Genomic DNA, 15,174 nt, shown 5'->3' with positions numbered 1-15,174 from the left:
CGCTTACTTCACCACGGCCGCGGCCAGCTTCGAGAGCGGCTCGGCCAGGGCGTTGACGCCGTCGGACAGTTCCTTGCGCTCGGCCTTGCCGACCTTGTCGTACGACATGAACTCGTACGAGTCCGCCGAGTCCGCCGAGTCCGCCGAGTCCGTGGAGTCGGGGGAGGCGGACGAGTCCGAGGAGTTAGTGCCGCTGCCCGTGCGGTACTTGTCCAGCAGCCCGTTCAGCGCAGCGAACTGCTTGTCCAACTCCGTCACCAGCGCCTTGTCGTTCTTCACCGCCACCGGCTTCAGCAGCTCGTACGAGCGCTCCGCGCCCTCCACATTGGCCTGGAAGTCGACCAGGTCGGTGTGGCTGTACCGTTCCTCCTCGCCGGTGACCTTGCCTGCGGCCACCTCGTCGAGGAGTTCCTTCGCGCCGTTGGCCATGGACGTCGGGGTGATCTCGGCCCGGCCCACCCGCTTCTGCCAGTCCAGCAGGTCCTTGTCGAGCGCGTCGGCGAGCGCCTTCGCGTCCGGGCCGAGCTTCTTGTCCGCCCAGAGTTCCTTCTCCAGGCGGTGCCAGCCGGTCCACTTCTGGCCGGGCTCCAGGCCGTCCGCGCGGGTGTCCACCTTCGGGTCGATGTCGCCGAAGGACTCGGCCACCGGTTCCGTACGCTCCCAGCCGATGCGCGAGGGCGCGTACGCCTTCTTCGCCGCCGCCAGGTCCCCGGCGCGTACCGCGTCGGTGAAGACCTTGACCTTCGGCAGCGTCTGATCGGCCTGCTCCTGCACGTACTTGCGGTACGAGGCCACCGCGGCGTCCATCTCCGGGCTCCGCCTCGTCGCCGTGCCGCCGGTCACCGTGATCTTCTGGCGGATGCCGTCGCCCTTCATCCCGGGCTTGCAGGCGATCTCGTACGAACCCGCCTTCACCTCCGCGGTGATCTTCGCCTTCGTGCCGGGGCCGATGTTCTCGCGCTCGGTGACGATCCGGTCGTCAGGGAAGAGGACATAGACCTCGGTGACCTTGGAGCCCTTGTTCTCGACGGCCAGTTCGAGATGGCCGGCGGGGAACTCCTTCTTGGAGATCTCGCAGGCGTCGTCCTTCGCCGTGACCTGGACGGAGCCCGCGCCCCCGGATCCGCCGCCCTTGGTGTCGCTTTTCTCGGCGCATCCCGTGACGGCGGCCAGGGCCACCACCGTGGCGGTGGCGATGACGGAGGGAAGGCGGACAGGTCGCATACGGGGCTCCACTGAGGGCGGCGAAAGGGGGAGATTGTCACGGAGTGCGGCGCGGCTAACTTAACTGAGGCTTACCTCAGTAGGGCGCTCACGTCCAGTGATTCAGCTCTCACTCAGCCGGTTCGGTGGTGTCCGGATACGAGCAGGTCACAGGGGGTTCAGGGGCTCCCCACGGCTAGGCAAAGGGGAGCCCAAGAGGGTCGTCGGGGAAGGGAGACGGGGGGCCGGGGACGGTGGGGACGGTGGTGGGGGCGGTGATGGTGATGGTGGGGGGGCGGGCTCAGCGTGTTCGCTCCGGGACGATCAGGGGGACGCCCGTGCGCGGGTGCGGCAGTACCTCCACCGGCTGGCGGTAGACCCGGCTCAGCAGCTCGTCCCGGAAGACCTCCCGGGGCGGGCCCTCCGCCGCGATCCGGCCGTCGTGGAGGACGGCCGTACGGTCCGCGTACGCCGCCGCCAGGCCCAGGTCGTGCAGGACCACGACGACCGCGTCGCCCGCCTCGGCGCGCTCGCGGCAGATCCGCAGGACGAGTTCCTGGTGGCGGAGGTCGAGCGCGGCCGTCGGTTCGTCCAGGAGGAGGAGCGGGGCGCGCTGGGCGAGGACCCTCGCCAGGGCGACACGGGCGCGTTCGCCGCCGGAGAGCGCGGAGAAGGGGCGGGCGGCGAAGGCCGTCACCTCGGTGGCGGCCATCGCGGCGGCGACCGCCGCGTCGTCCTCGTCCTCCCGCGCCGTGCCGGCCCAGGGCGCGCGTCCCATCCGTACCACCTCACCCACCGGGAAGGGGAACGAGAGCGTCGCGGCCTGGGGCAGCACCGCGCGGCGCAGGGCGAGTTCGGGCGGGGACCAGGCGGGGGCCGGGCGGCCGTCGATCCGTACCGTCCCCTGCTCGGCGGGGAGGTCGGCGGCGAGGGCGGCGAGCAGGGTGGACTTCCCCGCCCCGTTCGGGCCGACCAGGGCGACCACCTCGCCGGCGCGCGCCACCAGGTCGATGCCGGAGAGGACGGCGCGCCCGCCCAGGCGGACGTGGAGGGCGGTCGCTTCGGCCACCGGGGTGCCGGGGGACGCGGGGGCGGGGAGGGCACGGGAGCGGGCTCGGGGGGTGAACATGCTGGTGAGGGTGGTGCCGATCGTGGTGCCGATCGTGGTGCGCGGGAACCTGCTCATGCCCAGCCTCCTTGCTTGCGACGGGTCCTGCGCAGCAGCCAGAAGAAGAACGGGCTGCCGAACAGCGCCGTCAGCACCCCCAGCGGCAGCTCGGCGGGGGCAGCGACCGTGCGGGCCGCCAGGTCGCCCGCGAGCAGCACCAGCGCCCCGCCGAGCGCGCTGCCCGGGATGAGGAAGCGGTGCCCGGGGCCGTTCGCCATGCGGAGCAGGTGCGGCACGAGCAGGCCCACGAACGTGATGATCCCGGCCACCGCGACCGCCGCCGCCGTGAGCAGCGCGACCACCAGCACCAGCAGGATGCGGAGCCGCTCCACGTCCACGCCCAGGTGACGGGCGGGGCGTTCGCCGAGCGCGAGCAGGTCGAGCTTCCGGGCCCAGAGCGGCGCCACCGCCAGCCCGACGAGGGCGCACGGGAGTACGGCGAGCACCTTCGGCCAGGTCGCCTGGGCGAGCGAACCGAGCTGCCAGAAGGTGATCTGGGTGATCTGCGCGTTGTCCGCGAAGAAGATGAACAGGCCGATCAGCGCCCCCGCGAAGGCGTTCACCGCGATCCCGGTGAGGATGAGGGTCACCACCTCCGTACGGCCGCCCGAGCGCGACAGCGCGTACACCAGCAGGACGGTCGCGAGCCCGGCGACGAACGCGCAGACGGTCACCGTCCAGTTGCCGAAGAGGGTGAGCCCCAGCGCGATCGAGGCGACCGCGCCGACCGCCGCGCCGGACGAGATGCCGATGACGCCGGGCTCGGCGAGCGGGTTGCCGAACACGCCCTGCATCAGCGCGCCCGCGCAGCCGAGCGAGGCGCCGACCAGCAGGGCGAGGACGACGCGGGGGAGCCGTACGTTCCACAGGACGCTCTCGCCGACCCGGTCGAGCGGCGCGCCGCCGAGGCCCAGATGGTGCTGGAGGGAGGCGAGTACGTCCCCGAGGGGGATGGGGTACGCGCCGATCCCGGCGGAGAGGAGGCAGAGGAGGGCGAGGGCGGCGAGGAGGGTGATGGTGAGGAGGGTGGTGGTGCCGGGGAGGCGGCGGGGGCGGCCGGGGGGATCGGGGGGAGCTGGGGGGTCGGAGGGGGCTGGGGGGTCGGAGGGAGCCTGGGAATCGGAGGGGGCTGGGGGGTCGGAGGGAGCTGCGCGATCGGGGTGCGGCTGTTGGGCGGGAGAAGTGCTGGGAGGAGTGGCGGGCGGATTGGCGGAAGGAGTGCCGGGAGGGGGAGCCTCCGGAGTCTGCGCCGTCGGGCTGGTCGTCACCGGTTCTGCCGCCCCGTCACTTCTCGCCCGCGTAGAGCTGGCCGACGATGGACCTCAGTACCTCGTCCGTGCGCGGGCCGTAGTTCAGCAGCACCCCGTCCTCCACCATGATGACCCTGCGGTCCATCCCCGCCGGGGTCTCCGCCACGCCCGGGATCTTCACCAGGCCGTCCACGCCGCCCACCGACGCGAGGCCCTTCGTCATCACCAGGATCGCGTCCGGGGCCGCCTTCGCCAGGGCCTCGCTGGTGATCGGGGTGAAGTCCTTGGTGAGCCCCGACTCCTTGCCCGCGTCGACCGCGCCGGCCGCCTCCAGCAGCGATACGGCGCCGGAGTCGGCGCCGCCGATCAGATAGACGGAGGCGGAGCCGCGTACGTACAGGAACGCCACGCGCGGCTCGGACTTCTCCTCCTTCTGCCGCGGGATCTCCTTCTGTACGGCCGTGATCCGGGCCTCCGTGCGCTCCTTCAGCTCCTTGCCCGCCGCCGTGACCCCCAGCGCCCCGGCCACCGTGTCGATCCGGCGGCCGACGTCCGCGAGGCTCTTCGCCGGTTCGACCACGAGGAGCGGGATGCCCGCCGCCCTGATCTGGTCGACGGCCTCCGCCGGGCCCGTGGTGGTGTCCGCCAGGACCAGGGTCGGCTTGAGGGCGAGGACGCCCTCGGCGGAGACGTCGTGGGCGCGCGTCACCACCGGGAGTTCCGCGGCCTGTTCGAACGTCGCGGTGATGTCGCGGGCCACGACCCGCGTGCCGAGGCCGAGCGAGAAGACGATCTCGCTCAGGGAGCCGGTCAGCGGCACGATCCGGTCGGCGGAGGTGACGGTCACCTTCCGGCCGTCCGCCGAGCCGACGGTGACCGGGAGACGCGGCTCGGGCGCCGTCGCCAGGGGCTCCACCCGGTCGGCCGCGCCGGAGCCGGAGGCGGAACCGGAGCCGCCTGACGGGGTGGCGGGGGGCTCCGTACCGCTTCCGCCGCAGCCGGTGAGCGTGGCGGCGAGGGCGAGGGCCAGCGCGGGGACGAGCGCACCCGTCAGGCGCGACAGGCGAGATCTGGGCACGGAGCGCACCGTCCTTCTTTCCGCTTCCGGTACATCGGGTATCGAGGCTTCTGTGGCGGGAGGGTTCCGGCACAGGTCGGAAATAGCTTAGGTTAGCCTTACCTCGGTTACCAGGCCCGGGGGTGTTTCACGTGGCGTGTGTCGAGCGTCCAGACGCGGGAGTGACCCGAAGTGACCCGAATGCCTACCTTCAGATTCGTACGCGCCTTCAGCACTCTGCTGATGGCGCTCGCGCTGGCGTCGGCACCCGTGCTGCTCCCGGCCGGTGCCGGGTCCGGTATCGGTGCCGGTGTCGCGCAGGCGGCGGAGCGTACGGTGCAGGGCGGCAGGCTGGACTGGGGCATCAAATCATCCTTCCTCGCCTATGTCACCGGGCCCATCGCGCAAGGGAGTTGGAGCCTCACCGGGGGCGCGGCCACCGTCGGGAGCCAGTTCCGCTTCCACTCGGCGACCGGGGCGTACGACCCTGACAGCGGTGCCTTCCGGGCCGGGTTCTCGGGCGGCGTACGGTTCGTCGGGCACCAGAAGTCCGACGGTACGTACGAACTCGACCTCACCCTCTCGCGCCCCACCGTCCGGATCACCGGTGGCGGCGCCACCCTCTACGCCGACATGGTCAGCAAGGCGAAGGGCTCGGGGAAGGTCACGACGTCGAGCCAGGTTCCGTTCGCCTCCCTGAATCTCTCCGGCGTCAACATGCGCGGGGGCTCCTCACCCATCGGGCTGAGCAACATTCCGGCCACGCTCACCTCGCAGGGCGCGACGGCCTTCGCCGGGTACTACACGGCCGGTACCGAACTCGATCCGGTCAGCCTCTCCGTGGATGTCGTCGCCGGCGGGGGGAGCGGCAGCGGCAGCGGTGGCAGTAGTGGCAGTGGTGGCAGCGGGGAGAAGTCCGCCGCGCCGGGGGAGAAGTCCCCGGAGGCGTCCCCGGAGAACTCCCCGGGGCAGGGCGAGTTCCGGGACGCGGCCGTCGACTGGGGGGTGCGGCGCACGTACCGCGAGTACGTCACCGGGCCCGTCGCCAACGGCAAGTGGACCCTGGGCGACGGCGCCCAGGACGGCGGCGCGCTCTTCCGGTTCCCGGGCGGGAAGGGCTCGTACGACCCGAAGAAGGGCACCCTGGACGCCACCTTCGCGGGCACCCTCCGCTTCACCGGCACCCACCTCGACCTGACCCTGGGCAAGGTCGGGGTGACCGTCAAGGACGGCAAGGGCACCCTCTCCGCCGATGTCACCGACGCGGCCGAGGGCAGCCCGCCCCGCAAGGCCGTGCCCCTCGTCACCTTCGACGCCCCGGACTTCACCCCGAAGGACGGCCTGGCGGCCCTCACCGAGGCGCCCGCCGAACTGACCGCCGAGGGGGCGAAGAGCCTCGGCTCGCTCTACCCGGCCGGTACCGCGATGGACCCCGTCTCGCTCGCCGTCACCGTCGACGCGAAGGCGAAGCTTCCGGCCCTCCCCGACCTGGGCACCGACACGGATTCCGGCGCCCCCTCCGCCACTCCGACGGCCCCGTCCACGCCCACCCCCAGCCCCTCCGTGGACGGGGCCGGTCCGGCCGCCACGTCGTCGTCCTCCGGGTCCCTCGGGGCCGGGGCGTACGCGGCGATCGGGGCGGGGGCGGTGGCGGCCGCCGGGCTCGCGGTCGTCGTGGCGCGGAAGCGGCGGGCGGGGGCGACGGCGGGTGCGGGTGCGGGTGCGGCGGAATCGGCCTCGCCGTCCTCCGCACCGGGCTCCGCCGATTCCGCAGGCCCGAACGGCGAGAACAACTCCGGCGGCCCGAACGGCGCGAACAACCCGAACGACTCGAACTCTTCCTGACGGCTGACCGGCGGTGCGGCCGTCTCGCGCCCCCGACAGCCGGCGTGAACTCCGCCCCCGCATCTCGCAGACTTCACACACCTAGGAGCATCCCGACCATGGCAGCCACCCGCCGCCCCCGCCCCCTCACCCTCGTCGCGGCCATCGCGACGGCGGTGACGCTCGGCGCGACCTCGTTCGCCCTTCCCGCCCTCGCGACGAGCGGCCTGACCGCCGCGCCCGCAGCCGTTCCCGGGACCCTTCCCGGCGCCGCGCTCGCCGCCGCGCCCGCCGCAGCGCCGCACCTGGTGCTGAAGGACGGCACGCTGGAGTGGGGGGTGAAGGAGTCCTTCCGCAAGTACGTGACGGGCATCGCCGCCGGCACCATCACCCCGGCCGACGGCGCCACCCAGGCCGCCGGCAACGGGCCGTTCACCTTCACCGAGGGCACCGGCACCTACGACCCCGCCACCCACGCCGTGACCACGGCGTTCGACGGCAGCGTCCGGTTCACCTCGGCCGCCCACGGCTTCGACATCAAGATCAGCGACATCAAACTGGTCACCTCCGGCACGACCGGCGCCATAGAGGCCGACGTCACCCTCAACGGCGACACCCAGGACGACATCGAGTTCGCCGCGATCGACCTGACGGACGTCGCCCCGGACAACGCCGACGGCACGATGGTCTTCGCGGACATCCCGGCCACCCTGACCGCCGCCGGAGCGAAGGCGTTCAACGGGATGTACCCGGAGGGCACCGCACTCGACAGCGCGACGCTCTCGGTCGGTTACGAGGCCGCACCGCCCGGAGACGGTGAACCGGGCGAGCCGGGTGACCCCGGCGACGGCGGGGAGAGCCCGGCCCCCACGCCCACCCCGAGCCCGACCACCGAGCCGACCGCCACCCCGACCTCCGCCCCGCCCTCGTCCTCGAACCCCGCTCCCACCCCCACCCCGACGCCCACGCCGACCCCCAGCACCCCCGTCGTGGACGGCGCGATCGTCGACGGCAACCTCGACTGGGGCGTGAAGGAGTCGTTCCGCTCGTACGTCACCGGGCCGATCGCGGCCAGCAAGGTCGAACTGGGCGACGGCGCGACCCAGCCCGGCGGCGCCGCGTACCGCTTCCCGAAGGCCACCGGCTCGTTCGACGCCTCCGCCGGGAGCCTCGACGCCGCCTTCGGCGGGACGGTCCGCTTCCTCGGGCACAAGGAGGCGGACGGTACGTACATCCTCGACCTGAACCTCGGCGCGCTCCGGGTGAAGGTGAAGGACGGCAAGGGCACGCTGGTCGCCGATGTCTCCACCAAGGACCGCGAGACGCACAAGGTCTCGGAGTTCAAGGGCCTCGCCTTCGCCACGCTCGACCTCCCGGCCGCCCCGCCGGCCGCCGAGGACGGCGTGGTCACCCTGGACGCCGTACCGGCCACGCTGACCGCCGACGGCACGAAGGCGTTCGGCGGCATGTACCCGGAGGGCACGGCCCTCGACCCGCTGACCCTCGCGGTCTCCCTGGACGCGGACGCCGAACTGCCGGGCGCCTCGGGCGGTACGACGGCCGGTACGACGGGCGGGTCGACCGGCGGGTCGACCGGCGGCGCGTCGGGCGGGACATCGGCGGGGACGACCGGGGGCACCGTCGGCGGGACCGTCGGCGGCGGTACGGCCGGATCCGGCACCGGGGGATCGCTGGCCTCCACGGGCGCCGGCGTGCCCACGGGGTCCCTGCTGACGGCGGCCGGTGCGGTGGCCGCCGCGGGGGCAGCCGTGGTCTTCGCGACGCGGCGGCGGCGTACGGGGGAAGAGGGCGCCGCGTAAGCCGCGTACCGGTACGCGGGCGTCACCCGGCCCGCGTACCGGACGGCCTCCCGCCCCTCACCGGGGTGGGAGGCCGCCCGCCCCTTCCACCGGGCGGGCGGCCGTCCTTCGCGTACGTACAGCCCCTACGGCTGCTCCAACTCCCCCTGTCCCTCCGCCGCCTCGAACGCCGCCGGGCGGAGCTGGGCCGACCGGACCCGGGCCAGGTCGAGCTTGGGGCTGCGGTCGAAGCGGTAGACGCCGTTGCGCTCCTGGAAGACGTCGGTGAGCTGCGTGTAGCAGTAGCCGAACATCGCCGGGTCGTCCAGCAGCACCCCCGTCAGCCCGGCGAACCGGGCGTGGAACTCCTCCTCGTCCCGCACCCGTTCGCCGTACCCCCAGGACTCCGTCCGGTTCTCGCCGCTCTCGGCGGCAGCGGCCTCCGGGTCCCACCAGATGCCGCCGAACTCGCTGACGAAGTACGGCTGGCCCCGGTACGGGAGCGAGAAGGTGTCGCCGTTCCGGTGGATGTTGACGTACGGGTCGCCCTTGGCGAGCCCCGACATCTGGCGCTGGAACGCGGCCGGGTCCTGCTCGTAGCTGTGCGCGTCGTAGACGTCGGTCTCCGCGACCCGGTGGGAGTAGCCGGAGGCGTCGACCACCGGCCGGGTGGTGTCCATCGCCTTCGTCGCCAGGAACATGGCGCGGGTCACGGCGTCCAGCCCGGTGAGGCGGTCGTGGAGCTTCTGGTACGTCTCGTTGAGCGGGCACCAGCCGATGACCGACGGGTGCGAGTAGTCCCGCTCCAGGGCTTCGAGCCACTGGGCGGCATACGAGACGTCCGGGCGCTGGTTGTCTCCTGAGGTGCCGCCCGTCTCGCACCCCCAGTCGCCGAACTCGCCCCAGACCAGGTAGCCGAGGCGGTCCGCGTGGTAGAGGAAGCGCTCCTCGAAGACCTTCTGGTGCAGGCGCGCCCCGTTGAACCCGGCGGCCATCGCCAGCTCGATGTCATGGACCAGGGCGGCGTCGGTCGGCGCGGTCATCAGGCCGTCCGGGTACCAGCCCTGGTCGAGCACGAGCCGCTGGAAGACCGGGCGGCCGTTGAGGGTGACGGCCTTGCCCCGGACGGCGACGGCCCGCAGCCCCGCGTAACTCTCGGCGGTGTCGGTCACCTCGCCCGCCGCGTCGAGGAGTTCGATGCGCAGCTCGTAGAGGTGCGGGTCCTCGGGGCACCACGGGCGGCGGCGCTCCTCGGGGACGGGGAGGTGGAGGCGGGGCGCGAGGTCGAGGTCGGCGCGGACCTCGGCGCGGCAGATCTCGCCGGCGGCGTCGGCGAGGACGGCGCGGAGGCGGTGGCCGGGGCGGGGGTCCGAGTGGGCGCCGGAGAGCGGGAGTTCGAGGTGGAAGGCGGAGCCCGCCAGGTCGGGGGTGATCCGGGGGCGGCGCAGATGGAGGTCGGGGACGGGCTCCAGCCATACGGTCTGCCAGATGCCGGTGACCCGGGTGTAGTTGCAGTCGTGGTTCGCGTACCGCACCGCCTGCTTGCCGCGCGCCTGCGGGCCCGAACGCGGGTCGCGGGCGCGGACGGTGAGGGTCACCTCGTCGCCGGGGCCCGCACCGGGGACGTCCCCGAGATCGGCGGTGAACGGCGTGAACCCGCCCCGGTGGCGGGCGACTTCGACGCCGTTGGCCCAGACGGTGGTGTCGTAGTCGACGGCGCCGAAGTGCAGCAGCACCCGCCGCCCGGCCCAGGCGGCGGGGAGGGTGACCACCCGGCGGTACCACACGGCCTCCAGGAAGTCGGTGTCGCCGATGCCCGACAGCTCCGACTCCGGGGGGAAGGGGACGACGATCGCCCCGGTCAACTCGCGCTCCAGCAGGCCCCGTTCCAGGCCGCTGTCCCCTCGGTCGGTCTCGAACTGCCAGGTGCCGTTGAGGTTGAGCCACTCCCTGCGGACGAACTGCGGGCGCGGGTACTCGGGGCGCGGGGTGGCGGCGGGGGGTGTGGGCACGCGTACTCCAGTCGGTGGGGTGAGGGGCGGGCGGTGCTGGACCGACCCCAATGTACATCGATGTAAATCGTGGCAGGGAGAATTAACGGCACGTGCATACGCCTGGGTCGGGCAGGGGCATACGCCCCGGTCGGCCAGGGTCATACGCCCGGTTCGGCCGACGGCATACGCCCGGGGCGGCCGGCGGCATACGCCCGGGGCGGCCAGGGGCGGGCCGGGTCAGGAGCCGCCCAGGCCCGTCGTCGCGACCGACCTGACGATGCGGCGCTGGAAGAGCAGGAACATCACGATCAGCGGCAGTGAGGCGAGCACGGCCGAGGCCATCGACTGGGCGTACTGGACCCCGAAGGCGTCCCGCACGGTCGCCAGGCCCACCGGAAGGGTCATCAGGCCCGGGTCGTTGGTGACGATGAACGGCCACATGAAGTTGTTCCAGGCCCCGATGAAGACGAAGATCGCGACCGCCGCGACGATCGGCCGGGAGAGCGGCAGCACCACGGAGAGGAAGACCCGTACCTCCGAAGCGCCGTCGATCCGGGCCGCGTCCTCCAGCTCCCGGGGCAGCGCCTCGAAGAACCGTTTCAGGATGAACACCATCATGGGCGCCACGACTTGGGGCAGCACGATCGCCGCGTACGTGTCGACCAGCCGGAAGAGCAGCATCTGCTCGAAGAGCGGGACGATCAGCAACTGCGGCGGCACCAGGATCGCGGCGACGGTCACCGCCAGCAGCACGCGGCGCCCCCGGAACGTACCGCGCGCGAAGCCGTACGCGGCGAGGGTGGAGACGGCCACGGTGATCAGGGTGACCAGGGCGGCGACGAGGAAGCTGTTGAACGCCCAGACCGGAACGTTTCCCCGCGACAGGATCAGGCGGTACGACTCCAGGGTCAGCGCCCCCTTGAGCGGGGAGAGACCGGGCGACGCCGCGTCCGTCTCGCTCTGGAGGGAGGTCGCCACCGCCCAGACCAGCGGCAGCAGCCACACCCCCGCCAGCACGGCCAGCGCCGTACCGGCGAGCACGCGGGGGAGGCGGCCGGGCCCGAGGAGCATCGGAGCGGAGCGAGTGGAGTGAGCGGAGTGAGCAGAGCGCTTGGGGCGCTTGGGGCGCGTGGAGTGAGTGGAGTGAGCGGCCACGGTCAGTCCCCCTGGCGGAAGAAGCGGAGCTGGGCGATCGAGACGACGATCACGAGGGCGAAGAAGACATACGAGACGGCGGAGGCGTAACCCAGCCGGTATCCGGTGAACCCCACGTCGTAGACGTACTCCAGGATCGGGCGCGTCGTGCCGCTCGGGCCGCCCCTGGTCAGGATGTAGATCTGGTCGAACACTTTGAGCGAGGCCAGGATCTGGAGCATGCCCACCATCGCCGTGGTCCTGCGGAGCTGGGGCAGGGTGATGGACCAGAGGCGGCGCCACGCCCCCGCGCCGTCGAGCGCCGCGGCCTCGTCCAGCGTCTCCGGGAGGGACTGGAGGGCGGCGAGGTAGAGCAGGAAGTTGAAGCCGACCGTCCACCAGACGGTCAGCGCCGTGACGGACCACATGGCGACCCGCTCGTCGGAGAGCCAGCCGACCGGGCCCAGGCCGAGCGCCCCGAGGAACTGGTTGCCGAAGCCGAGTTCCGGCTGGTACAGCCACTCCCAGATGAGGGTCACCACGGTGACGGGGAGCAGATACGGCGCGAAGTACGCCAGCCGCCACACCCACTGCCCGGCCAGCCCGCTGTGCACCAGCAGCGCCATCGTCAGCGCGAGGAGCACGAGGGGGACGGAGGAGAGGAGTGTGAAGACGAGGGTGTTGCCCAGACTGCTCCAGACATCCGGATCGGCCAGCGCCTCCGCGTAGTTGGCGAAGCCGACGAAGGAGGCGGGGCGGAGGGTGAGGGAGGTGTCGGTGAGGCTCATCCAGAGGCCGTGGACGACCGGCCAGACGAGGAAGAGGCCGAAGAGGAGGAGGAAGGGGAGGACGAAGAGCAGGCCGCTGCCGGCGATCCCGCTCCCGCTTCCCGGCCTCCTTCCGGTCCCGGGGCTCTCTGCCTGCGCTTCCCGGCCGGATGTCCCGGTGGCTCCTGCGGGCGCGGTGACTGCCATGTGACTGACTCCTTGAGGGACCTTGAGAGCCTTGGGGACCTTGAGGGTCTTGGGGACCTTGGGGACCTTGGGGGTCTGAGGGCCTGAGGGCCCGGTGACCGGGACCTGTGGCCCGGGGGCCTTTCGGGCCGGGGGACCGGCCGGTCAGGCCACCGGGTTCGCCTGGCTCAGCAGTGAGTTGGCCGTACGGACCATGTCGCGTACCGCCCGCTCCGGGGAGGCGTTGCCGAGCAGCGCCGACTGGATCGACTGGGACATCCGGTGGTGGAAGTTCGAACCGGATCCGACGAACCAGGCCGGCGGATCGAGCACCGCCACCTCGCTCGCGCCCGCGTACGACGACTGGGGGCGGAGCGCCGCGTACTCCGGACTCTCCAGCACCGGCCGGTACGCGGGGATGTGCCCGGCACTCGCCCACGTCAGGCTCTGCTTGATCAGCTCCGCGATGTACCGGTGCGCCTCGCGCCGCCGCGCGGGGTCGGGGTCGGCCTGGTGCGGCAGGACGAGGCTGTGGGAGTCGGTGTAGACGGCGGGGCGTTCGAAGACCTGGGGGAAGGGCGCTGCGCCGAACCGGATGCCCGACTTCCGCAGCGCCGGAAGCTCCCACTCCCCGAGCATGGCCATCCCGCCCCGGCCGCCCATGAACGCGGCCAGGGCGCCGTCGTAATCCAGGTTGTTGGGGTTGGTACGGCCGTCGAAGAGCTGCCGCATGAACGTCACGACCCGGATGGCGGCGTCGGTGTCGATCCCGGCCGGGCCGCCCTCGGGCAGCGTGAACGCCGCGCCCGTCTGGGCGTAGAAGGCGGCGAACTGCCGCCAGCACTGGGAGGTGTCGTTGACGTAGCCGAAGATGATGCCGGGTCCTCCGGTGGCCTCCGCGAGCGCCTTGCCCGCGTCGAGCAGCGCCTCGGGGGAGCCCATGGGGGCGAGTTCGCCCGAGGTGTCGAGGAGGCCGGCCCGCTCGGCGGCGTCCAGGTCGTAGAAGACGATGAAGGGGTGGATGTCGAGCGGGATCGCGTAGACGGTCCCGTCGTACCGGGTGCGCTGCCACAGGGACGGGGTGAAGTCGGCCTCGCGGCAGCCGAACGAGGCGAGCAGATCGAGGTCGAAGGGGTCCAGCAGCCCGCCCGGGGCGTATCCGGCGAGCCGGGAGAGATGGACGACCCCGACATCGGCGGCGCGGCCCCCGGCGGCCGACATGGCCAGTTTCGTGTAGTACGAGGGGCCCCACTCCAGGATCGTACGGTTCACGGTGAAGCCGTCGGGCCCGGCGGAGACGGCCTTGATCATGTCGTTCATGAGCATGCCGTCACCGCCCTGGAAGAGGTCCCAGACCCGGAGGGCGGAGGGGTCCGCCGAGGCGGCGAGCGAGCCGCAGCCGGTGAGCGCGGCGGAGCCGAGGAGGGCGGCGCCGGTGCCGGCGAGGGCGCCGCGCAGCAGACTCCGGCGGGTGGGGGAGGGGCCCCGGTCCCGCCCGTCGTGGCCCTGGGCGGGTGGGGGAGGGGACGGCGGAGCGCTCATCGACGGACCTCACCTTCCGAACCTTGCGATCCTTCCGGACCTTCCGGACCTTCCGGCGGCGCCGGGTCGGCGCGCCGCCGCACGTACGGTGCACGGTGTCCAGTGTTTTTACATCGATGTACACCGCCTGTAAAGACCTCTGACACATAGACTCGGCAGGCACCAGAACAGGGGAGATGGCGGTGGCACGACCCAGGATCAAGGACGTCGCGCGGCACGCGGGCGTGTCGGAGAAGACCGTCTCGAACGTGATCAACGACTACGTCCATGTCTCCGACCGGACCCGCCGCGCGGTCCGCGAGGCCATCGACCATCTCGGCTACCGGGTCAACCTGGCCGGCCGCCATCTGCGGACCGGACGGAGCGGGGTGATCGCCCTCGTCGTACCGGAGCTGGACGTCCCGTACTTCGCCGAACTCGCCCGGCATGTCATCCGCGAGGCCGAGCGGTGCTCGCTGACCGTGCTGGTGCACCAGTCGGGCGGGGACCGGGCCCATGAACTGGCGGCGGTGGCGGGGTTCGGTTCCGACTTCGTGGACGGCGTCATCCTCAGCCCGCTCGCCCTGACCTCCGACGACCTGCGGGCCCGTGCGGGCTCCCCGCCGATGGTGCTGCTGGGGGAGTTGCTGGAGGAGGGCGCGGACCATGTCGCGATCGACAACGAACGCGCCGCCCGCGAGGCCACGGCGCACCTGATCGGCCAGGGCCGCCGCGACATCAGGGTCATCGGCGGCGTGGACCGTTCCGGCCTGGGTACGGCGGAGGCCCGCACCCGGGGGTACCGCGCTGCTCTGGACGCGGCGGGGCTCCCGTACGACCCGGCGGCGCTGCTCCCGGTGGCGGCGTTCCGGATGCCGGACGGCGCCGCGGCGGCGGCCCGCGCCCTGGCTTCCGTCCCCCGCCCGGACGCCCTGCTCTGCCTGAACGACCAGTTGGCGCTGGGGGCGTTGCGGGCGCTGCACGAGCACGGGGTGCGGGTGCCGGAGGAGGTGGCGGTGGTGGGCTTCGACGATGTCGAGGGCGGCCAGTACAGCGTACCCACGCTGAGCACGGTGGCCCCGGACAAGGACGCGGTGGCCCGGGTCGCTGTCCAACTGCTGCGCCAGCGTATCGAGGAGGGGGTGCGGGGGGTGGCGGATGAGGAGCCCTTGCCGTCGCCGCAGGATCGTGTCGTACCGCACCGGCTGGTGCTGCGGGAGAGCACGGAGGGGGCAGAAGTTAGGCTTGCCTAACTTACGGTCATGACGGTC

11 protein-coding genes are annotated in these 15,174 nt (G+C 72.5%); 3 read left to right on the top strand and 8 right to left on the bottom strand.

What is annotated here, in order from left to right:
• Positions 1 to 3: 3 nt before the first annotated feature.
• The 4 genes from efeO to AB0O07_RS12825 all read right to left on the bottom strand — a co-directional run bounded on the left by efeO (position 4) and on the right by AB0O07_RS12825 (position 4,699).
• A complete protein-coding gene (gene efeO / locus AB0O07_RS12840) occupies positions 4 to 1,224 on the bottom strand; it encodes an iron uptake system protein EfeO (protein ID WP_365631205.1) in 1,221 nt (406 codons plus the stop codon).
• 280 nt (positions 1,225 to 1,504) lie between these two features.
• A complete protein-coding gene (locus tag AB0O07_RS12835) occupies positions 1,505 to 2,332 on the bottom strand; it encodes a heme ABC transporter ATP-binding protein (RefSeq protein WP_365631580.1) in 828 nt (275 codons plus the stop codon).
• Between the two features lie 53 nt (positions 2,333 to 2,385).
• Entirely contained in the window at positions 2,386 to 3,639 is a 1,254-nt protein-coding gene (locus AB0O07_RS12830; RefSeq protein ID WP_365631204.1) for an iron ABC transporter permease, read from the bottom strand.
• Between the two features lie 16 nt (positions 3,640 to 3,655).
• Positions 3,656 to 4,699 carry an ABC transporter substrate-binding protein gene (locus AB0O07_RS12825; RefSeq protein WP_365631202.1) on the bottom strand — a complete coding sequence of 348 codons (1,044 nt, stop codon included), beginning with the start codon at positions 4,697 to 4,699 and terminating at the stop codon, positions 3,656 to 3,658.
• A 180-nt stretch (positions 4,700 to 4,879) separates the two neighbouring features.
• On the opposite strand from AB0O07_RS12825, the gene AB0O07_RS12820 reads away from it, so the two are divergent.
• Together AB0O07_RS12820 and AB0O07_RS12815 are read left to right on the top strand one after the other, a co-directional pair.
• The gene (locus AB0O07_RS12820; protein WP_365631200.1) at positions 4,880 to 6,523 is read left to right on the top strand and encodes an HtaA domain-containing protein; all 1,644 of its coding nucleotides are present in this window, start codon (positions 4,880 to 4,882) and stop codon (positions 6,521 to 6,523) included.
• A 98-nt stretch (positions 6,524 to 6,621) separates the two neighbouring features.
• On the top strand, positions 6,622 to 8,322 hold the full coding sequence (locus AB0O07_RS12815; RefSeq protein ID WP_365631198.1) for an HtaA domain-containing protein: 1,701 nt from the start codon (positions 6,622 to 6,624) through the stop codon (positions 8,320 to 8,322).
• Between the two features lie 125 nt (positions 8,323 to 8,447).
• On the opposite strand, the gene AB0O07_RS12810 is transcribed toward AB0O07_RS12815, so the two are convergent.
• The 4 genes from AB0O07_RS12810 to AB0O07_RS12795 form a co-directional block, all read right to left on the bottom strand.
• Positions 8,448 to 10,313, bottom strand: a complete 1,866-nt coding sequence (locus AB0O07_RS12810; RefSeq protein WP_365631196.1) for a sugar-binding domain-containing protein — start codon at positions 10,311 to 10,313, stop codon at positions 8,448 to 8,450.
• A 219-nt stretch (positions 10,314 to 10,532) separates the two neighbouring features.
• A complete protein-coding gene (locus AB0O07_RS12805; RefSeq protein WP_365631194.1) occupies positions 10,533 to 11,450 on the bottom strand; it encodes a carbohydrate ABC transporter permease in 918 nt (305 codons plus the stop codon).
• A gap of 2 nt (positions 11,451 to 11,452) precedes the next feature.
• Complete coding sequence (locus tag AB0O07_RS12800) at positions 11,453 to 12,403, bottom strand: sugar ABC transporter permease (protein ID WP_365631192.1); 951 nt, start codon at positions 12,401 to 12,403, stop codon at positions 11,453 to 11,455.
• 144 nt (positions 12,404 to 12,547) lie between these two features.
• Entirely contained in the window at positions 12,548 to 13,924 is a 1,377-nt protein-coding gene (locus AB0O07_RS12795) for an extracellular solute-binding protein (RefSeq protein ID WP_365631190.1), read from the bottom strand.
• Positions 13,925 to 14,106: 182 nt separating this feature from the next.
• On the opposite strand from AB0O07_RS12795, the gene AB0O07_RS12790 reads away from it, so the two are divergent.
• On the top strand, positions 14,107 to 15,156 hold the full coding sequence (locus tag AB0O07_RS12790; protein ID WP_365631188.1) for a LacI family DNA-binding transcriptional regulator: 1,050 nt from the start codon (positions 14,107 to 14,109) through the stop codon (positions 15,154 to 15,156).
• Positions 15,157 to 15,174: the final 18 nt, after the last annotated feature.

The organism is Streptomyces sp. NPDC093085, assembly GCF_040683935.1.
Lineage (GTDB): Bacteria > Actinomycetota > Actinomycetes > Streptomycetales > Streptomycetaceae > Streptomyces.
The sequence above is the reverse complement of the archived record's forward strand: the minus strand, read 5'-3'. Positions and strand labels throughout refer to the sequence as shown.

What these genes read in the sequence shown, in the direction of transcription:
- efeO (WP_365631205.1), bottom strand. Translation starts at nt 1,224, where the DNA reads ATGCGACCTGTCCGCCTTCCCTCCGTCATCGCCACCGCCACGGTGGTG.
- AB0O07_RS12835 (WP_365631580.1), bottom strand. Translation starts at nt 2,332, where the DNA reads ATGTTCACCCCCCGAGCCCGCTCCCGTGCCCTCCCCGCCCCCGCGTCC.
- AB0O07_RS12820 (WP_365631200.1), top strand. Translation starts at nt 4,880, where the DNA reads ATGCCTACCTTCAGATTCGTACGCGCCTTCAGCACTCTGCTGATGGCG.
- AB0O07_RS12815 (WP_365631198.1), top strand. Translation starts at nt 6,622, where the DNA reads ATGGCAGCCACCCGCCGCCCCCGCCCCCTCACCCTCGTCGCGGCCATC.
- AB0O07_RS12800 (WP_365631192.1), bottom strand. Translation starts at nt 12,403, where the DNA reads ATGGCAGTCACCGCGCCCGCAGGAGCCACCGGGACATCCGGCCGGGAA.
- AB0O07_RS12795 (WP_365631190.1), bottom strand. Translation starts at nt 13,924, where the DNA reads ATGAGCGCTCCGCCGTCCCCTCCCCCACCCGCCCAGGGCCACGACGGG.